17 protein-coding genes are annotated in these 18,068 nt (G+C 65.2%); 11 read left to right on the plus strand and 6 right to left on the minus strand.

The annotated features are described in order from the left end of the window. Nucleotides 1-39: 39 nt before the first annotated feature. The gene (locus tag AAHK20_RS12965; protein WP_449181855.1) at nt 40-1,473 is read left to right on the plus strand and encodes a M20 family metallopeptidase; all 1,434 of its coding nucleotides are present in this window, start codon (nt 40-42) and stop codon (nt 1,471-1,473) included. A gap of 28 nt (nt 1,474-1,501) precedes the next feature. Beyond that, nucleotides 1,502-2,557, plus strand: coding sequence for a porin (locus tag AAHK20_RS12970; RefSeq protein WP_449181856.1), 1,056 nt, complete (start codon nt 1,502-1,504; stop codon nt 2,555-2,557). 101 nt (nt 2,558-2,658) lie between these two features. Here the strand turns inward: AAHK20_RS12970 and AAHK20_RS12975 are convergent, their stop codons facing one another. After that, a complete protein-coding gene (locus AAHK20_RS12975; protein ID WP_449181857.1) occupies nt 2,659-3,411 on the minus strand; it encodes a class I SAM-dependent methyltransferase in 753 nt (250 codons plus the stop codon). A 193-nt stretch (nt 3,412-3,604) separates the two neighbouring features. Here AAHK20_RS12975 and AAHK20_RS12980 point away from each other — a divergent pair, with 193 nt between their 5' ends. From AAHK20_RS12980 to AAHK20_RS13005, 6 genes are all read left to right on the plus strand, one after another. Next, entirely contained in the window at nt 3,605-4,471 is an 867-nt protein-coding gene (locus AAHK20_RS12980) for a helix-turn-helix transcriptional regulator (protein ID WP_449181858.1), read from the plus strand. A gap of 41 nt (nt 4,472-4,512) precedes the next feature. Beyond that, on the plus strand, nt 4,513-5,091 hold the full coding sequence (locus AAHK20_RS12985; RefSeq protein ID WP_449181859.1) for a sigma-70 family RNA polymerase sigma factor: 579 nt from the start codon (nt 4,513-4,515) through the stop codon (nt 5,089-5,091). Continuing rightward, on the plus strand, nt 5,091-5,945 hold the full coding sequence (locus AAHK20_RS12990; protein ID WP_449181860.1) for an anti-sigma factor: 855 nt from the start codon (nt 5,091-5,093) through the stop codon (nt 5,943-5,945). Before AAHK20_RS12985 ends, AAHK20_RS12990 begins: the two co-directional genes overlap by 1 nt. Nucleotides 5,946-6,105: 160 nt before the next feature. Continuing rightward, nucleotides 6,106-7,512 (plus strand): argininosuccinate lyase, encoded by a 1,407-nt coding sequence (gene argH, locus AAHK20_RS12995; RefSeq protein ID WP_449181861.1) that lies wholly within the window; start codon nt 6,106-6,108, stop codon nt 7,510-7,512. A gap of 202 nt (nt 7,513-7,714) precedes the next feature. Further along, nucleotides 7,715-8,020, plus strand: a complete 306-nt coding sequence (locus tag AAHK20_RS13000; protein ID WP_449181862.1) for a type II toxin-antitoxin system RelE/ParE family toxin — start codon at nt 7,715-7,717, stop codon at nt 8,018-8,020. Beyond that, nucleotides 8,017-8,319: an addiction module antidote protein gene (locus tag AAHK20_RS13005; protein WP_449181863.1), complete on the plus strand. Its 303-nt coding sequence runs from the start codon at nt 8,017-8,019 to the stop codon at nt 8,317-8,319. Before AAHK20_RS13000 ends, AAHK20_RS13005 begins: the two co-directional genes overlap by 4 nt. Before the next feature lie 50 nt (nt 8,320-8,369). Here AAHK20_RS13005 and AAHK20_RS13010 read toward each other — a convergent pair whose 3' ends face one another. The 5 genes from AAHK20_RS13010 to apbC all read right to left on the minus strand — a co-directional run bounded on the left by AAHK20_RS13010 (nt 8,370) and on the right by apbC (nt 14,161). Next, nucleotides 8,370-9,116: a lysozyme inhibitor LprI family protein gene (locus tag AAHK20_RS13010; protein ID WP_449181864.1), complete on the minus strand. Its 747-nt coding sequence runs from the start codon at nt 9,114-9,116 to the stop codon at nt 8,370-8,372. Next, nucleotides 9,116-11,395 carry an Orn/Lys/Arg family decarboxylase gene (locus tag AAHK20_RS13015; protein WP_449181865.1) on the minus strand — a complete coding sequence of 760 codons (2,280 nt, stop codon included), beginning with the start codon at nt 11,393-11,395 and terminating at the stop codon, nt 9,116-9,118. Before AAHK20_RS13015 ends, AAHK20_RS13010 begins: the two co-directional genes overlap by 1 nt. 97 nt (nt 11,396-11,492) lie before the next feature. Further along, nucleotides 11,493-12,062 (minus strand): dCTP deaminase, encoded by a 570-nt coding sequence (gene dcd / locus AAHK20_RS13020; RefSeq protein WP_449181866.1) that lies wholly within the window; start codon nt 12,060-12,062, stop codon nt 11,493-11,495. Between the two features lie 209 nt (nt 12,063-12,271). Beyond that, a complete protein-coding gene (locus tag AAHK20_RS13025; protein ID WP_449181867.1) occupies nt 12,272-12,811 on the minus strand; it encodes a superoxide dismutase family protein in 540 nt (179 codons plus the stop codon). A gap of 261 nt (nt 12,812-13,072) precedes the next feature. After that, nucleotides 13,073-14,161 carry an iron-sulfur cluster carrier protein ApbC gene (apbC, locus tag AAHK20_RS13030; RefSeq protein WP_449181868.1) on the minus strand — a complete coding sequence of 363 codons (1,089 nt, stop codon included), beginning with the start codon at nt 14,159-14,161 and terminating at the stop codon, nt 13,073-13,075. Nucleotides 14,162-14,479: 318 nt separating this feature from the next. Between apbC and AAHK20_RS13035 the strand changes: the two genes are divergently transcribed. The 3 genes from AAHK20_RS13035 to AAHK20_RS13045 all read left to right on the plus strand — a co-directional run bounded on the left by AAHK20_RS13035 (nt 14,480) and on the right by AAHK20_RS13045 (nt 17,995). Then, entirely contained in the window at nt 14,480-15,145 is a 666-nt protein-coding gene (locus AAHK20_RS13035; protein ID WP_449181869.1) for a YiaD family glycine zipper/OmpA-like lipoprotein, read from the plus strand. A 459-nt stretch (nt 15,146-15,604) separates the two neighbouring features. Further along, a complete protein-coding gene (locus tag AAHK20_RS13040) occupies nt 15,605-16,819 on the plus strand; it encodes an acetyltransferase domain-containing protein (protein ID WP_449181870.1) in 1,215 nt (404 codons plus the stop codon). 12 nt (nt 16,820-16,831) lie between these two features. Further along, on the plus strand, nt 16,832-17,995 hold the full coding sequence (locus AAHK20_RS13045) for a porin (protein WP_449181871.1): 1,164 nt from the start codon (nt 16,832-16,834) through the stop codon (nt 17,993-17,995). The last annotated feature ends 73 nt before the right edge of the window (nt 17,996-18,068 follow it).

Raw genomic sequence — 18,068 nt, forward strand, 5'->3', positions numbered from 1 at the left:
TCCACATCCGCCGTTGAGAACAAGAACAGGAGATTTGTCATGTCGATGACCGACACCATCGATCGCTTTTTCGACGCCGAGCGCGAACGCTTCGCGTCGCTCGCCGACCGCATCTGGAATCTTGCGGAGCTGCGCTTCCAGGAGACCGAGTCCGCCGCGCTGCACGTCGGCCTGCTGCGCCAAGCCGGCTTTCGCGTAACCGAAAACATCGCCGGCATACCGACCGCCTTCGTCGCCGAAGCCGGTCACGGCGGGCCGGTCATCGGCATTCTCGGCGAGTACGACGCGCTGTCGGGCTTGAGCCAGGACAGCGGCGCGACGGTCTGCCGGCCGTCGCTCGAAACCGGCAACGGCAATGGCCACGGTTGCGGCCATCATCTGCTCGGCACGGCCGCGCACTTCGCGGCGCTCGCGGTGAAGACGTATCTCGAGAACGAAGGCCTGCCCGGCACGGTGCGCTTCTACGGCTGCCCGGCCGAGGAAGGCGGCTCGGGCAAGACCTTCATGGCCCGCGACGGCGCGTTCGACGACCTCGACGCCGCGCTCAGCTGGCACCCCGACGTCTTCACCGGGCTCTTCTCGCGCTCGTCGCTCGCGAACATCCAGGCGTACTTCCGCTTCAAGGGCAAGGCCTCGCACGCGGCGGCGTCGCCGCACTTGGGGCGCAGCGCGCTCGATGCGGTCGAATTGATGAACGTCGGCTGCAACTACCTGCGCGAGCACATGCCGCCCGATGCACGCGTCCATTACGCGATCACCAACAGCGGCGGCATCTCGCCGAACGTCGTGCAGGCGAACGCCGAAGTGCTCTATCTCGTCCGCGCGGCACGCAACCCCGACGCGGCGGCACTGTACGAACGCGTCGGCAACGTCGCGCGCGGCGCGGCGCTGATGACGGGCTGCGAAGTCGAGATCGTGTTCGACAAGGCCTGCTCCAATCTCGTGCAGAACACGGTGCTCAACCGCGTGATGCAAGCCAACATCGAACGGCTCGGCGCACCGGCCTTCAGCAGCGCCGACAACGAAGCGGCGCACGGCTACCGCCCGTCGATCACCGACGACGACATCGCCGCCGCCGGCAAGCATCTCGGCCAGGCGTTGCGCAACCCAGCGCCGCTCTTCGCGGGCGTCGCGCCTTACGACCCCGCGCGGCAGGAGGTGCTGTACGGCTCGACCGACGTCGGCGACGTCAGCTGGATCACACCGACCGCGCAATGCCTCACCGCCTGCTACGCATTCGGCACGCCGTTCCATTCGTGGCAGATGGTGTCGCAGGGCAAGCTGAGCGCGGCGCATCGCGGGATGGAACAGGCCGCGAAGATCATCGCGGCGACGGCGATCGATCTCGTCCGCAATCCGGCCGTGCTCAGGGAGGCGCAGGCCGAGTTGATCGCGTATCGCGGCGGAAGCGGCTATGTGTGTCCGATTCCGGACGAGGTGGATTTGCCGTTCAGGCGGAAGTCCGCGAAGTAGGCGGTTCAACAAAGGGAGACAACAAAAAATGCTGTACACAATCATCAAACGCGCCGCACTGCCCGCAGTCTTGGCAACGGCGGCCAGCAGCGCCGATGCAGTCGAGTTGTACGGCGCAGTCGACAACTTCATCAGCTACGCGAAGGTCGGCTCGCAGTCGACCTTCGCGCTGCAAAGCGGCGGCACATCGACGAGCCGCTTTGGCATGAAAGGCAGCGAAGACTTGGGCGGCGGTTGGCGTGCGAACTTTCAACTCGAAGCCGGGTTCGAGTCGAATACCGGCGCGATGGGATCGCAAGGCACGCTATTCAATCGCGAGTCGTGGGTCGGCCTAAGCCACGCGAATTACGGCGCGCTGCAGATGGGCCGTCTCTATCCCGCCTACCTGCCGCTTTCCGCCGATCCGTTCTATGGCGTCGGCAAGCTCTCGCCGTTCGCGAGCTTCTTCCTGCTCGTGAACGACCTCGGCGCCGGCGCGCGGGCGCTACCGGCCCGGCAGCCCAACTCGGTCGCGTACACAACGCCGTCGATCGGTGGCGCGACGCTCAAGCTGCTGGCCGCGCCGAGCGGCGACAACAATGGGCCGCGATGGGACGCGCTGGGCGCCGTAGCGGAATACAACGGTGGAAGCACGAGCGCAGCGCTGTCGTACAACTCGCTGTGGTGCTCGCCGTCTCTCACGCCGAAGTCCTGCAACATCACGGTGCGCACCGACGTCGCGGGCGCCTCGCTCTCCCAGGTGCTGGGTAACGTCACGCTGCTCGGCGCTTACCAATTCATGCGCCCAAACGCCGACAACACCTACGTCGCGCAAGCGGCGACGGTCGGTTTCATCGCGCAGGTCGGCAAGGACTTCGTGCGCGGCTCGGTCGCCTATCGCACGGTCAGCGGCAAGCAGGACCAGGCGCTCGGCGCGCTGATCGGCTACGACTACACGTTGTCGAAACGGACCAATCTCTATGCACGGGCCGGCGCGATCCGCAATCAAGGGGCGTCAAAGATCTACTATCTGGCCGCGCCGATTTCGGATGCCGGGGAATCGATGCCCGTCGTTGCGGCAGTCGGGTTACGGCATAAGTTCTAGGGGGCGCAGCGGCTGAGCCGCCGCGTTTTTCCCAAGCCGCTTGCCGCTTTTTCCGATCGAAACGGCGGCAAGCGGCAACCCCGTCTAATGCCGCGAACCGCTTACTGCGCCTCGATCATCAACGCGTCGAGCTTGAACGAGCCATCGGGCTGCACATCGAAGTAGTCGCGCACCTCGTCGGGCGCACTCTCCCACATCGAGCGAATCGCCGCGATGCGCACTTCGGGCGTGCGCATCCGCGCCACCCACGACGCGAACTCGATCGGCAAACGCCAGCGCTCGCGAATCTGCGCGGTGAAGCCCGCGTTCGCAAACAGCGCGAGCCATTCGTCGGCGCGATAGTCGCGAATATGCGACCCGTCGCGCAACAATTCGACCGCCTGAATATGCGTGTCGAGCAACGGGTGATCGATGCCGGCGATGTCAATGAACAGCACCCGGCCGCCTGGTTTCAGCACGCGGCGCACTTCCGCAAGCGCGCGCGGCACGTCGTGCCAGTGGTGCGCGCTCATGCGGCTGATCGCCCAGTCGAACGACGCGTCGGCAAACGGCAGCACCTCCGCCGCGCCGTGCTCGGTGCGAATATTCGCGAGACCGCGCTCGCGCGCCGCTGCGGCGACGGTCGCCAGCATCTGCGGCGCGAGATCGTAAGCGACGACCGACTCCGCGTGCGGCGCAGCCGCGAAACTCGCATGCCCCGCCCCGCACCCGAGATCCAGCACAGCCGCTCCGGGCGTCGTGCCGATCTCGGCCGCCAGCGTTTGCAGATCGGCCCCGCTGGCGTGCACGGCACTCGTCAGATATGCGGCGGCAGTCGTTCCGAACGCGTCGGCGACCTGATCGTGGTGTTTCATCGATAGCTCCTTGATGGGGACGGATAGGCGCGCTGTCCGGCCAGAGTCTGTAGAACGCACCGCACGGTGCTGCCCGGACGCAACGCGTGTCGCTACAATAGAGCCCGCCTTGTACCAGTACAAGTTAAGCAGTTATCCTGGTACACAAGCTACTCCCCTACGCTTGCCCGCCAGCTTTATTTGTAGAAAGAACATGTCCAAGCCGTCGCAACCGAACGATCCGTCCCCGTCCACCTCGAGCGGCACACCGCTCGACGCCACACCCGCCCGCTTGCTCGGCGACTTCATCCGCGCGCACCGCGAACGCCTGTCGCCGATGGCGGTCGGCCTGCCGCCGGGGCCGCGCCGCCGCACGCCGGGGCTGCGCCGCGAGGAGGTCGCACAATTGTGCGGCGTGAGCCCGACCTGGTACACGTGGATCGAACAAGGGCGGCCGGTGTCGGCATCGGCTGATGCGCTTGCGCGGATCGCGGTCGCGCTGCAGCTCTCGCGCGCCGAGCGCGCCTACCTGTTCGAACTCGCCGAGGAGCGCGATCCGGCCGAGCCCGACCAGGCGGCCACCGATGCCCCCTCCGCCCTCATCGAAACGGTCCAGCTCATTCACTCGCCGGCGTACGTGCTCGACCGCCAGTGGACGGCGCTCGCATGGAACGCGCCGGCCGCCGACCTCTTCGTCGGCTGGCTGGACGACGTGCGCGGCGGCCAACCGTCGAGCGGGGAAACACCCGATCGCAACCTGCTGCGCTTCACGTTCACCACGCCATCGGCGCGCGCGCTGATCGTCGACTGGGAAACGCGTGCGCGCCGCCTCGCGGCCGAATTCCGCGCCGATTCGATCCGTCACCTGAACGATGCGCCCACGCGCGCCCTCATCGATGCGCTCTCCGCCGAAAGCGACGCATTCGCGCGCTTCTGGGCGTCGCAGGACGTCGGCGAGCGCGAGGGCGGCGTGCGCGAGTTCGATCATCCGCGGCACGGGCGCGTCGTCTACGATCAGATCACGTTCAAACCCGCGCACCGGGAGGATCTGAAGCTTGTCGTGCTGGTGCAACGCTCGTAGCGTCAATTAAGATAGCCGCGCGAGCCCATAAGAACACGCCAATGACCTCTCTTCCTCCCGAGCCCACGCCGGACGCCCTTGCCGCCCTCCTTGCGCGCGTCGCCGGCGAAGACGCCGCGGCGCTACGCTCCCTCTACGATTTGACCTCATCGAAACTGTTCGGCGTTGCGCTCCGTATATTGGTGAAGCGCGAATGGGCCGAAGAGGCGCTGCAGGATGCGTTCGTCAGCATCTGGCGCTACGCGGGCGACTACCGCGAAAGCCTCGCCGCGCCGATGACCTGGATGGCGGCGATCGTCCGCAACCGCGCGCTCGACGTCCTGCGCCGGCAAAAGACGAGCGCCGCCGGGCAAACCGAATGGAGCGAAAGTTTGGATGAAGTCTTGGCAGGACCCGACCCCGATCCCGCCGACTCTGCATTGTTGAGCCAGGAGGCCCGGCGGCTCGCGATCTGCATGGCGCGGCTTGACGCGAACCAGCGTCAGGCGGTCGCGCTCGCCTACATGCGCGACCAGAGCCACAGCGAGATCGCCGAGGTCTTGAAGGTGCCGCTCGGCACGGTCAAGTCGTGGGTGCGGCGCGGGCTCGAAAAGCTCAAGACCTGCATGGGAGGTTTGTGATGGATTGGCATCGGCGTCCCGAACTCGTCGACCGGCTCTCGGCCGAATATGCGCTCGGCGTGCTGCGCGGGGCGGCGCGACGCCGTTTCGAGCAGGTTGCACGGCGCGAAGCGGCGGTGCGCGTGGCTGTCGAGGAATGGCAGGCGCGCGTGCACGCGATGGCCGAATTGGGGCCGCGCGTCGCGCCGCCGCCGTCGGCGTGGGAAGGGATCGAGCGGCGGCTTGAATTGAGCGCCGCGCGGCAAGCGGCGCTCGCCGGCGCGCAAACGCCGGAGGCCGCGGGCTCCGCGGCCACGCCCGCGCGGACCGCCGTGCCGCAACCGCAGCCCGCTGCGCGCAAGCCGAGCCCCTCGCGCTGGTTCGAAAACCTGTCGTTCTGGCGCGGCTGGTCGGTCGCCGCGACGGCCATCGCCGTGCTGGCGCTCGCCGTCGCGCTGCGGCCGCTCCTGCCGCACGGCCCGGCGCCTGCGGCGCAGGTCGCCGAACAGCCGAACGGCCAGGGCATCGAGCGGGTCGCCTACATGGCCGCGCTCAGCGATACGCAGACGAGCAAGACGATGATGGTCGTCATGTGGGACCAGAAAACCGCGATGATGACCGTCCACCGGATGGGCGGCGACACGGGCCCGTCCGGCGATTCAGGCAAGTCCGAACAATTGTGGGGGATGCCGGAAAACGGCCATCCGGTGTCGCTCGGCTTGATTCCAGCGGGAGGAACGATCCGCATGAAGGTGCGCGGAATGGGCGGGTATCTGAAGCTTGCGGTATCGATGGAGCCCCAAGGCGGCTCGCCCGACCCGAACGGCCCGACCGGGCCGGTGCTGTGCCTGGGCAAGCTGATGGCGACGACGTGACGCAGCGCTCGCGCTACCGTACAAGATAGCGCGCGCCTTATATCGATCGGCCGAGCCCGGCCGCCCCGTGCCGCGATGATAGAATCGTCTCCTCTTCCGGCACGCGCCACGCGTGCTCCCAACGCCGTCGCAGCACGGCACTACGTTCACTGCCATCACCATGACGTCCCAACTGCACAAAAAAGGCGAAGCCTGGTCGGCTCGCTTCTCGGAGCCGATGTCGGAGCTTGTCAAACGCTATACGTCGTCGGTTTTCTTCGACAAGCGCCTCGCGCTCGTCGATATCGAAGGCTCGCTTGCACACGCGTCGATGCTCGCGGCGCAGAAGATCATCGGCGACGACGATCTCGCGGCCATCCAGCGCGGCATGGCGCAGATCAAGGGCGAGATCGAGCGCGGCGAATTTGAATGGCAGCTCGATCTCGAGGACGTCCACCTGAACATCGAGGCGCGCCTGACCGCGCTGATCGGCGATGCGGGCAAGCGCCTGCATACCGGCCGCTCGCGCAATGACCAGGTCGCGACCGATATCCGCCTGTGGCTGCGCGGCGAGATCGACCGCATCGGCGGCTTGCTGAAAGATTTGCGCGGTGCGCTCATCGATCTCGCGGAACAGAACGCTGAGACGATCCTGCCGGGCTTCACGCACTTGCAGGTCGCGCAGCCGGTCACGTTCGGCCACCATCTGCTCGCCTACGTCGAAATGTTCACGCGCGATGCCGAGCGCATGCGCGATTGCCGCACGCGCGTGAACCGCCTGCCGCTCGGCGCAGCGGCGCTCGCGGGCACGAGCTACCCGATCGACCGCCAAGCCGTGGCGAAGACGCTGGGCTTCGACAGCATCTGCGCGAACTCGCTCGACGCCGTCTCCGACCGCGACTTCGCGATCGAATTCACGGCCGCTTCCGCGCTCGTGATGACGCACGTCTCGCGCTTCTCGGAAGAACTCGTGCTGTGGATGAGCCCGCGCGTCGGTTTCATCGATCTCGCCGACCGCTTCTGCACCGGCTCGTCGATCATGCCCCAGAAGAAGAACCCGGACGTGCCGGAACTCGCGCGCGGCAAGACGGGGCGCGTGAACGGCCACCTGATGGCGCTGCTCACGCTGATGAAGGGCCAGCCGCTCGCGTACAACAAAGACAATCAGGAAGACAAAGAGCCGCTGTTCGATACCGTCGACACGGTCGCGGACACGCTGCGCATCTTCGCGGAAATGGTCGCCGGCATCACGGTGAAGCCGCAGGCGATGCGCGCGGCGGCGCTGCAAGGCTTCTCGACCGCCACCGACCTCGCCGACTACCTCGTCAAGCGCGGCCTGCCGTTCCGCGACGCGCACGAAGCGGTGGCGCACGCGGTGCGGATCTGCGTCGACCGGCAATGCGATCTCGCCGATCTCACGCTCGATGAAATGCGTGCGGAGTTGCCGAACGTCGCGCATCTGATCGGCGACGACGTGTTCGAGTACCTGACGCTCGAAGGCTCGGTGGCAAGCCGCAACCATCCGGGCGGCACGGCGCCCGAGCAGGTGCGAGCCGCGGTGAAGGCGGCTCGGGCGGCGCTGGGGTAAGCGCGCCGCCTCCTACTGCGCTGTCGATGAGAGCGGCGGACTCGGCGTCCGCCGCCCTTTCTTGACAGAAGCCCGCTTTTCCCCCGCTTCCTCCCCGCTTCGACCACTCCCCCACTCTTTTCAAATCGAGCCACCGTGACGTGGATGGCTTCGCATTTGCCAAAGACGTATCCATTTGGATACAATGCGAGGATACCGCCAAGTGATCATCTTCAACAAAACCGACGAATTCGACGCGTGGCTGACAGGTCTTCGCGACCTAACCGCCCGTGCAAAGATCTTGTTGAGAATCCGCCGCGCGGAACTTGGCAACTTCGGCGATTTCAAGACACTTGAGGATGGCTTGTGCGAAATGCGCGTCGATTTCGGCCCAGGCTACCGAGTCTATTTCGCGCGGGAAGGGCACACCGTCTATCTCTTACTGTGCGGCGGCGACAAGTCGACACAGAAGGCAGACATCAAACGAGCCAAAGCGTTGTGGACCAAGATTAGAGAGGAGCAGTCATGAGCAAGGTCAACGTCTCGCGCTTCGACGCGGCGGACTACCTCGATAGCGAAGCCGCGATCGCGGCATATCTGAACGCCGCACTGGAAGAAAACGACCCCGACCTGCTTCTCGCCGCAATCGCCGATGTCGCTAAAGCACGCGGCATTTCGAAAGTGGCAGCGGATGCGGGTGTTGGCCGCGAAAGCCTCTATAAAACCCTCGCGCCAGGATCGAAGCCGCGGCTGGATACGGTCTTCAAGCTGCTGCAAGCGCTTGGCATCCGGCTCAATGCCGTGCCGGAGCACTCCACGCATTCCTAATTGACAGCGCGCAAGCAAAGCGCGGTCACGCGTCCCCGGCGCTCAAGCACTCAATCGTTCCCCACCGTCTCCGAGAACCGCTTGATCGTCGCAATCCGAGCGCCGATCAAGTCCGTCCGATCCGGAGCGCTGATGAGCGGCGAAGTCGCATCGCGATACGCGATCCACGCCCGTTCCGCACGCACCAGCGCGGGCCGCGAGCGAACCGGCAAGCGCTCGCGCAATTTTCGGTAGTAACGATTCAAGTCGTAGTTCGCGTGCACGCACGCGGCATCGTCCGCGCAGCGCGTCGCGCGCGGTGCGGCAGGCGGCGCATCGCCCGACTGCAACGCCCGCGCGGCCTGCGCGTATTGAGCGGCCGCGCGCCGCAATGCGAGCGCGCGGTCGCGCACCGGCTGCAAGCGCAGGTTCGCGGCGGACATCGCGTACGCCGTGCCGCTCGTGGTCGCGAAGACCGCGCGCAGCAGATACGCCTCCTCCTTGCGCCAAGCGACCCAACGCTTCTGGCTATCCTGCCAGCCGCGCCGCAGTTTGTCGGTCGGCGCGTTCGCCAGCACCGACTCGTAAGCGGCATCGATCGCTTTTTGCCACGCGTCGTTCGCCTCCTCGATGCACTGCACCTGCCCCGCCGTCGACGACCGGTCGGCGCGCGCCGCGCACTGCCGCATGGCCGTATCGATCGGGTCGGCAGCGGCGACCTCGGCGTGCGCCGCCCCCGCCGACATCAACCCCACGAGGCCGGCGGCGGCGAAGAGCACGCCGGCCGCCAAGCCACGTTTGAGGCTCGTCGACATCATCAATCGCGCACGCAATCCACGAAGTACTCGAGGCGGCCGTTGGCCGTCTCGGCGACGAGCCCGTGGATATCCGTGTAGAAACCCGGGAAGCGCTCGTTGAAATCGCGCGCGAACTTCAGGTAGTTGACGATCGTCTTGTTGAAGCGCTCGCCGGGAATCAGCAGCGGAATGCCCGGCGGATACGGCGTGAGCAGCACGCTCGTCACGCGGCCTTCGAGCTCGTCGATGGCCACGCGATCGATCTCGCGGTGCGCGAGCTTCGCGAACGCGTCGGACGGCTTCATCGCCGGCTCCATGTTCGACAGATACATCTCCGTCGTGAGGCGAGCGATGTCGTTGGCGCGGTAGACGCTGTGGATCTGCTGGCAGAGGTCCGCGAGGCCGACGCGCTCGTACTGCGGATGCTGCGCGACGAACTTCGGCAGCACGCGCCACAGCGGCTGGTTGTTGTCGTAGTCGTCCTTGAACTGCTGCAGCTCGGTCACCATCGAGTTCCAGCGGCCCTTCGTGATGCCGATCGTGAACATGATGAAGAACGAGTAGAGCCCGGTCTTCTCGACGATGATGCCGTGCTCGGCCAGGTACTTCGTGACGATCGCGGCCGGAATTCCGGTCTCGCCGAAGTCGCCCGCGAGGTCGAGCCCCGGCGTGACGATCGTCGCCTTGATCGGGTCGAGCATGTTGAAGCCCGGGGCGAGCTGGCCGAAGCCGTGCCAGTTGTCTTCGGCGCGCAAGACCCAGTCTTCGCGCGAGCCGATGCCTTCGTCGACGAGGTTTTCCGGGCCCCAGACCTTGAAGAACCACTCGTCGCCATATTCGGCGTCGACCTTGCGCATCGCGCGGCGGAAGTCGAGCGCCTCGGCGATCGATTCCTCGACGAGCGCCGTGCCGCCCGGCGGCTCCATCATCGCGGCGGCCACGTCGCACGACGCGATGATCGCGTACTGCGGGCTCGTCGACGTGTGCATCAGGTACGCCTCGTTGAAGCGGTCCTTGTCGAACACGCGATGCTCGGAATCCTGCACGACGATCTGCGAAGCCTGCGAGATGCCAGCCAGCAGCTTATGCGTGGAGTGCGTCGCGAACACGAGCGCGCCGGTGCGCGGACGGCCCGCGCCGATCGCATGCATGTCCTGGTAGAACTCGTGGAACTCGGCGTGCGGCAGCCACGCTTCGTCGAAGTGCAGCGTGTCGAGCAGGTCGCCGAGCAGGTCTTTGATCATCTCGACGTTGTAAATCACGCCGTCGTACGTGCTCTGCGTGATCGTCAGGATGCGCGGCTTCGCGTTCGGATTCTTCGCGAGCGCCTCGCGCGCGAACGGGTTCGCCTCGATCTTCTTGCGGATGTTCTCCGGCTTGAATTCGTCGCGCGGAATCGGACCGATGATGCCGAAGTTGTTGCGCGTCGGCGTGAGGAACACCGGAATCGAGCCCGTCATCATGATCGCGTGCAGGATCGACTTGTGGCAGTTGCGGTCGACGAGCACGATGTCGCCCGGCGCCACGGTGGCGTGCCAAACGATCTTGTTCGACGTCGACGTGCCGTTGGTCACGAAGAACAGGTGATCGGCGCTGAAAATCCGCGCCGCGTTGCGCTCGGACGCCGCGACCGGCCCGATGTGGTCGAGCAGCTGGCCCAGTTCGTCGACGGCGTTGCAGACGTCGGCGCGCAGCATGTTCTCGCCGAAGAACTGATGGAACATCTGGCCGAGCGGGCTCTTCAAGAACGCGACGCCGCCCGAATGCCCCGGGCAGTGCCACGAGTACGAGCCTTCGTCGGCGTACTTGACGAGTTCCTTGAAGAACGGCGGCGACAGCGAATCGAGATACACGCGCGCTTCGCGGATGATGTGGCGCGCGACGAACTCCGGCGTGTCCTCGAACATGTGGATGAAGCCATGCAGCTCGCGCAGGATGTCGTTCGGCAGGTGGCGCGAGGTGCGCGTCTCGCCATACAGGAAGATCGGGATGTCCGCGTTGCGGCGGCGCACTTCGGTGACGAACGCGCGCAGGTCGATGATCGCGGTCGCGAGTTCGGGCAGCTCGCCATCGGGGCCGACTTCGCCGAGCATCAGCTCGTCGTCGTCGAGCGACAGGATGAAGCACGACGCCCGGCTCGATTGCTGCGCAAACGAAGTCAGGTCGCCATAGCTCGTGAGACCGACCACTTCCACGCCTTCCTTCTCGATCGCTTCAGCCAGCGCCCGAATGCCGGAACCCGAGATGTTCTCGGAGCGAAAGTCTTCGTCGATGATGACGACAGGAAAACGAAACTTCATGGGACGAATCTCCAAAAACAAGGACCGCTGGCCCGGGGTTCTTTTCCCTCTTGCTCAACGGTCACCCGAATAGCCGGTGAGTGAAACGGTGGGCCCGTTACGTTTTGGGCAGCGTGACGCCGTGCTGCCCCTGATATTTACCGCCGCGATCCGCGTACGACACTTCGCACACTTCATCGCTTTCGAAGAAGAGCACCTGCGCTACGCCCTCGTTCGCGTAGATTTTCGCAGGCAAAGGTGTCGTATTCGAGAATTCGAGCGTGACGTAACCCTCCCACTCGGGTTCGAACGGCGTGACGTTCACGATGATCCCGCAGCGCGCGTAAGTCGACTTGCCGAGGCACACGGTGAGCACGTTGCGCGGGATGCGGAAGTACTCGACCGTGCGCGCGAGGGCGAACGAGTTCGGCGGAATGATGCAGACGTCGCCCTTGAAATCGACAAACGACTTCTCGTCAAAGTTCTTCGGATCGACGATCGTCGAATTGATGTTCGTGAAGATCTTGAATTCGTCGGCGCAGCGGATGTCGTAGCCGTAGCTCGACGTGCCGTAGCTGACGATCTTGCGGCCGTCCTCGGATGCGCGGACCTGATCGCGCACGAACGGCTCGATCATGTTGTGCTGTTCGGCCATGCGCCGAATCCATTTGTCAGATTTGATGGCCATAAACGGACCTGGAGAGCGCTGCGTGACGAGAAAAGGTTCGAATGGCGGCGCGCGTGACAGAGGTTGCGCCAGCGGCCAGCCGGACGACGACGAAAGGCCGCTATTTTACGCGATCGCGAAGGCGTTGCCGTGAAAGCGCATCGTGGCGCTTGCCGCAGCCGTCCGGCCTGGCAGCCAGGGGAAGCGGCGAGCCTGGAGCGACAGTCGGCTCATTGCTTGATCAGCCCGCACGCAAGCGCGGGACCGGCGCCGCGCGCGGGGAAGTACGGATCGCTGGGGTCGCGAAAGATCAAGACGGAACGCGAAAGGATCGAACGCACGCCGTCGAGGGAGACGTCCGGCGCCACGATGAAGCCCGTCGCCCCGCCGTTCGCGTCCGCGTGGATGTTGCCGAGATCGCCCTCCACGCGCGCGCCCGCCTTCAGCTCGTCCGCGGCGGGCGCAAAGATGCGGCCGGCGCTCGAACCGTCGGCGGCATTGCAGTCGCCGCGTTCGTGGATTTGCAGCGCGTGGTCGCTGTTCGCCGGCAAGCCGGACAGGTTGTAAGTCACCTGCACGCCGTCCGAGCGCTCGATGAACGTGACCGTGCCGCGCGTCGCGCTGTTCATGGTCGGCACCAGTTGCGCGTCGGCGCGTTTTTCGTGGGGGCCAAAGAAGCCGGCGCAACCGGCGAGCGATAGGCCAAGCAGACTGACGGCAGCCACGACGATGAAGCGATGCACCGCCTGCCCGTCGATTCGTTGTTTCATTCGATCCTCTGTCGATCGGAGTTAGCGCTTTAGCGCTTACTCCGATCCCATGCCGGAGTTGATCCAAGTTAGCGCTTTAGCGCTTACTTGGAGCCTTCGGCGGTCGATCAGCGTTAGCGCTTTAACGCTTACTCTGATCCCATGCAAAGCGGCCGGATGGCGACCGCCCCTGCGACCGCCATGCCAGACCTTGCGAAGCCGACATGATACCGCGACCCGCCGTGCGAAAAACACGGCGAATCCGCTGCCGAAAAGAGTCTGTCAGGTGTTTTGAACCACGATGGTGGGAAATTTCGAGGTCATGTCGCGCGCGCGTTCGGCGATGTGGATCGCCACCTTGCGCGCGATCGAGCGGTAGATCTCGGCGATGCGCCCATTCGGGTCCGAAACGACGGTAGGACTCCCGCCGTCGGCCTGCTCGCGAATCGAAATATCGAGCGGCAGGCTGCCGAGCACTTCGACGCCGTATTCCTTCGCCATGCGCTCGCCGCCGCCCGCGCCGAAGATGTGTTCTTCGTGGCCGCAGTTCGAGCAGATATGGATGCTCATGTTCTCGACGATGCCCAAAATCGGAATCCCGACTTTCTCGAACATCTTGAGGCCCTTCTTCGCGTCGAGGAGCGCGATGTCCTGCGGGGTCGTGACGATCACCGCGCCCGTCACCGGCACACGCTGCGAGAGCGTCAACTGGATGTCGCCGGTGCCCGGCGGCATGTCGACGATCAGGTAGTCGAGGTCCGTCCAGTTGGTCTGCCGCAGCAGCTGCTCGAGCGCGGAGGTCGCCATCGGGCCGCGCCAGACCATCGGGTTGTCCTGCTCGATCAAAAAGCCGATCGAGTTCGCCTGCACGCCGTGGCCGGTAAGCGGAGTCATCGACTGGCCGTCCGGCGACTCGGGGCGCCCCGTGATGCCGAGCATCATCGGTAGCGATGGGCCGTAGATGTCGGCGTCGAGAATGCCGACTCGCGCGCCCTCGTCGGCGAGCGCGAGCGCCAGGTTGACGGCCGTCGTGCTCTTGCCGACACCGCCCTTGCCCGATGCGACGGCGACGATGTTCTTCACGTTCGGCAACAGTTTCACGCCACGCTGGACGGTGTGAGCGACAATCGATTGCGACACGGCCACTCGCGCGTTTTCGACGCCCGGCACCTGCTTGAGCGCATCCTCGACGATTGCGCGCACGGCGCGGTACTGGGTTACCGCCGGATAGCCGAGCACGATGTCGGCGCTGACCGTCGCGCCGTCGATCGCCACGTTCCTGATGCCTTTGTCCGCGGCGAACGGGCGGCCCGTGTTGGGGTCAATGACGGCTGCCAGGGCGGCGTCGACCAATGCCCGATCAATGCTCATCGAAACTCCGAGGGGATTGGTTTGCGGCAACGGGCGTCGAGCCTAAAGAGTCCGAAACGCTTGCCTGCAAACTTGAGAAATTGAAAGATTCTGTTGCTTGCCATTGCCAAAAATCAACTTGCCGGGCAACCTTCGCCGGCTGCAAGCTATAGGGCCGCATCGCTGCCGCGCCACGCACCATTGTAGTGGCTCGCGCACGGCGCCGCCGGAAGACCCTTTTTCATCCAGGTGCTTGTCGCCTACGCGAAAAGCATCCGGCATGGGCCAGCCAGGACGGTCTACTCCATCGTCCAACACGTTACTGAAGAGGAATCCCATATGAACGCAAAAATCATGACCCGACTCACCGTCTTCGCCGTAGCCGGCGCACTGCTCGGCGGCTGCGCCACCCAGCAAGGCACGAATACGGCTGCCGGCACGGGCGCCGGCGCGGCCGTGGGCGCCGGTCTCGGCGCGATCTTCGGCGGCGGCAAGGGCGCGGCGATCGGCGCGGCAGCCGGCGCGGCGGCTGGCGGCATCGTCGGCTACAACTGGACGGCGATCCACAACAAGCTCACCGGCGCCACCAAGGGCACCGGCGCGCAAGTCACCGAGCAGCCGGACGGCTCGCTCAAGGTCAACATCCCGAGTTCGATCTCGTTCGCGACCGATAGCTACGCGATCATGCCGTCGTTCCAGCCGGTGCTCGACACCGTCGCGCAGACGCTGCAGCAGAACCCCGAGCTGATCGCGCAAGTGATCGGCTATACCGACAGCACCGGCAGCCAGCAATACAACATGACCTTGTCGCAGAACCGCGCGCAGAGCGTCGTGACCTTCCTGAATCAGCGCGGCGTCCAGCCGGCGCGCCTGACGGCGCAGGGCATGGGCCCGTCGAACCCGATCGCCGACAACAACACCGATGCGGGCCGCGCGCAAAACCGCCGCGTCGAGATCTATCTGCGCGCCACGGCGCAGCACGGCCAGGCGCCGCAATACCAATAAGGGTTCGACGCGAATCGTTTCGGAGCGGCCGCGCAGTTTGTCGCCGGACGCTCCGAAATCTCGCTCGGAGCCCCGTCCGGCAAGCCGTCAGAAATCTGGCGGTAAACAAATCAAAAATATTTCGAACTCGGCGGGAAAATCGCTGTCTTCTCTTACGGTACGCGACTGCACATGCAGGCGCGTCACCATTCTCCTCTTGTCGTTGTTGCTCCGGGGCCATAGCCCCGGTTTTTTTTGCCTGCGTTTTGCCTGCGTTTTTCGGGCGACGGCCTATTCTTACGCCGCGACTGTCGGACGCGACGATGCGCCGCAGCCTGAGCTGTCTACCGCCAGCGGATAATCTCCCCCCGCCCGGCCAATGAGAACCGCTCTCAACAAAGCCGTGCCCTCTTGGCCGGCGCCTTCGCTTCCCTTCTTGGGTCTTTAAGTCCAGCGCCGCTCAACCGACAGGCGCTCTTAATGACCTCTTCGACACGACTGACCGACCCGCAGGAATGGCTTGCGGAAAACAAGCCGCTCGCCGCCGCTGCCTCCACGCCGGCTGCAGCGCGGATGCTCGCCGTCGACGCCCTGCGCGGCTTCGTCATGCTGCTGATGCTGATCGACCATGTGCGCGAGACGTTCTTCCTGCATCGCCAGGTCGGCGATCCCATGGATGCGCTGACCGTCGAGCCGTCGCTCTTCTTCACGCGCATGACGAGCCAGATCTGTGCGCCTGTGTTCGTCTTCCTGACCGGGCTCTCGGCCTATCTCTACGGACAGCGCCACACGCCGCGCGAAACCTCGGCCTTTCTGCTCAAGCGCGGCGTGTTTCTCGTCGTGCTCGAAGTGACCTTCGTCTGCTTCGCCTGGACCGCCGAGTTTCCGCCGAAGACGCTCTGGCTCCAGGTGATCTGGTGCATCGGCGTCTGCATGATCGTGCTTGCCGCGCTGCTTCATCTGCAGCGCGCGTGGCAGATCGCGTTCGGCCTCGCGATCGTCGCCGGTCACAACCTGCTTGACGGCGTCGCGATCGGGCCCGATTCGGCCGCGTTCGTGCCGTGGTCGATGCTCCACCAGAAAGTGTTCATCGAGATTTGGGACGGCCTGCGCGCCCGCACCACCTATCCCGTGCTGCCGTGGATCGGCGTGATCCTGCTTGGGTATGCAATTGGGCCTTGGTTCGCGAAGACGGTCGCGCCGGCCGTGCGCGCGAAACGGCTCGTGCGGCTTGGCGTCTGGATGCTCGTCGGGTTTCTTGTGATTCGTTACGCCAATGTCTATGGCGATATGCCATGGGTCCATACCGGCGATGCGCTGCGCACCGTCATGAGCTTCTTCGCCGCGCGCAAGTATCCGCCGTCGCTGATGTTCCTGATGCCTGCGTTGGGCGTCGGCGTGCTGCTGCTCGCGTGGTTCGAGAAACAGCAGACGCGCCGCGCGATCGGCGCGCTCGCTACGCTCGGCGGCGCACCGATGTTCTTCTATCTGCTTCACCTGTACGTGCTGAAGGCGCTGTATTTGGCCGCGCTTGCCATGTTCGGCGCCAATCAGGGCCAGTACTTCGGTTTCGACAGCATCTCCACGGTCTGGCTGTGCAGCTTGCTCCTCGCCGTGCCGCTGTTTTTTCCGGTGCGCTGGTTCGCGCAACTCAAGCAGCGCAGGAAGGACATCGGCTGGCTCAAGTATCTGTGACGCTGCGGTCCGATGAACAAAACAACGATACAAACTTCGCCGCTCAGCCGGGCCCTGCACGCCGTCGTGCTGCCGATGCTCGCAGCCGCCGCCGACACCGTGCCAGCTCAAGGCTCGACAACCCTCTACGGGATCGTCGACAACGGTCTCGTCTACACGCATCGTCACGAGGGCAATGGGCCGCACTTCGCGCTTGTGAGCGGCAGCCTGTCGGGCTCGCGCTGGGGCATCAAGGGCAGCGAACCGCTTGGCAACGGCATGTCGGCCGCTTTCCAGCTCGAAAACGGACTTAACCTGAACACGGGGCGGATGAACCAAGGGCAGCGTCTCTTCGGCCGGCAAAGCTACTTCGGTTTGAAGACAGCGAGCGGCCACGCCGTGTTCGCGGGCCGCATGTACGACCCGCTCACCGACCTCGTGCAACCGTTGCAAGGCGACGGCTATCTCGGCCAGACGTTCTCGTCGCCGGGCGACGTCGATAACGCCGACAGCAGCGCGCGCGTCAACCATGCCGTGAAATGGACAAGCCCGAGCTGGAACGGCCTGCGCGCAGAGGCGCTGTACGGGTTCGGCGGCGTCGCGGGCTCGCCTGGTTCCGGGCAGAGCTACAGCGCTGCGGCAAGTTATGCGCGCGGGCGCTTCGCACTGGCGGGCGGCTATCTGCACATCGACCGCGGCAATGCCGCCGCGTCCAAGCGGGGCGTCTCGAGCGCCGATTCGCTTTTCAACAGCGCGGTCAACGCGGCCTACGTGTCGGCGAAATCGATCGATATCGTCCGCGTCGCGTCCAGCTACGCGTTTTCCGCCATCACGATCGGCGGCTATTACAGCGACTCCCGCTACGCCGCCGACGCCGCCTCGCACTTCACGCGCACCCAGGTCTACCGCAACGCGTCGGTGTACGGCGTCTGGCAGGCGACGGCGGCCGTGTTGGCCGAGCTCGGCTACGACTTCCTGCGCGCGTCGGGCGATTCGTCGGCGCGCTATCACCAGATCAGTCTTGCCGGCACCTACGCGCTCAGCAAGCGCAGCGATCTCTACGGCGTGCTCGGCTACACGCACGCGAGCGGAAGCAACGGACACGGCGCGGCACAGGGTGTGATCGGCGCGACGGGCGTCGATGCGGGCGGGCCATCGCAGGCCCGCGCGAATCTCGGCGTACGTCATCGCTTCTAACTAGCCCCCCGCCACTGCCCCCTACGCGCCCCACGCCCGGGGACCGCGCGCCTGCTAGAATCGAATACTCTTT

The sequence above is a fragment of the Trinickia camelliae genome, assembly GCF_053525655.1.

What these genes read in the sequence shown, in the direction of transcription:
- AAHK20_RS12965 (WP_449181855.1), top strand. Translation starts at nt 40, where the DNA reads ATGTCGATGACCGACACCATCGATCGCTTTTTCGACGCCGAGCGCGAA.
- AAHK20_RS13005 (WP_449181863.1), top strand. Translation starts at nt 8,017, where the DNA reads ATGAGCAAGGTCAACGTCTCGCGCTTCGACGCGGCGGACTACCTCGAT.
- AAHK20_RS13035 (WP_449181869.1), top strand. Translation starts at nt 14,480, where the DNA reads ATGAACGCAAAAATCATGACCCGACTCACCGTCTTCGCCGTAGCCGGC.
- AAHK20_RS12985 (WP_449181859.1), top strand. Translation starts at nt 4,513, where the DNA reads ATGACCTCTCTTCCTCCCGAGCCCACGCCGGACGCCCTTGCCGCCCTC.
- AAHK20_RS12990 (WP_449181860.1), top strand. Translation starts at nt 5,091, where the DNA reads ATGGATTGGCATCGGCGTCCCGAACTCGTCGACCGGCTCTCGGCCGAA.
- apbC (WP_449181868.1), bottom strand. Translation starts at nt 14,161, where the DNA reads ATGAGCATTGATCGGGCATTGGTCGACGCCGCCCTGGCAGCCGTCATT.
- AAHK20_RS12975 (WP_449181857.1), bottom strand. Translation starts at nt 3,411, where the DNA reads ATGAAACACCACGATCAGGTCGCCGACGCGTTCGGAACGACTGCCGCC.
- AAHK20_RS12980 (WP_449181858.1), top strand. Translation starts at nt 3,605, where the DNA reads ATGTCCAAGCCGTCGCAACCGAACGATCCGTCCCCGTCCACCTCGAGC.
- AAHK20_RS13015 (WP_449181865.1), bottom strand. Translation starts at nt 11,395, where the DNA reads ATGAAGTTTCGTTTTCCTGTCGTCATCATCGACGAAGACTTTCGCTCC.
- AAHK20_RS12970 (WP_449181856.1), top strand. Translation starts at nt 1,502, where the DNA reads ATGCTGTACACAATCATCAAACGCGCCGCACTGCCCGCAGTCTTGGCA.
- argH (WP_449181861.1), top strand. Translation starts at nt 6,106, where the DNA reads ATGACGTCCCAACTGCACAAAAAAGGCGAAGCCTGGTCGGCTCGCTTC.
- dcd (WP_449181866.1), bottom strand. Translation starts at nt 12,062, where the DNA reads ATGGCCATCAAATCTGACAAATGGATTCGGCGCATGGCCGAACAGCAC.
- AAHK20_RS13010 (WP_449181864.1), bottom strand. Translation starts at nt 9,116, where the DNA reads ATGATGTCGACGAGCCTCAAACGTGGCTTGGCGGCCGGCGTGCTCTTC.
- AAHK20_RS13045 (WP_449181871.1), top strand. Translation starts at nt 16,832, where the DNA reads ATGAACAAAACAACGATACAAACTTCGCCGCTCAGCCGGGCCCTGCAC.
- AAHK20_RS13040 (WP_449181870.1), top strand. Translation starts at nt 15,605, where the DNA reads ATGACCTCTTCGACACGACTGACCGACCCGCAGGAATGGCTTGCGGAA.
- AAHK20_RS13025 (WP_449181867.1), bottom strand. Translation starts at nt 12,811, where the DNA reads ATGAAACAACGAATCGACGGGCAGGCGGTGCATCGCTTCATCGTCGTG.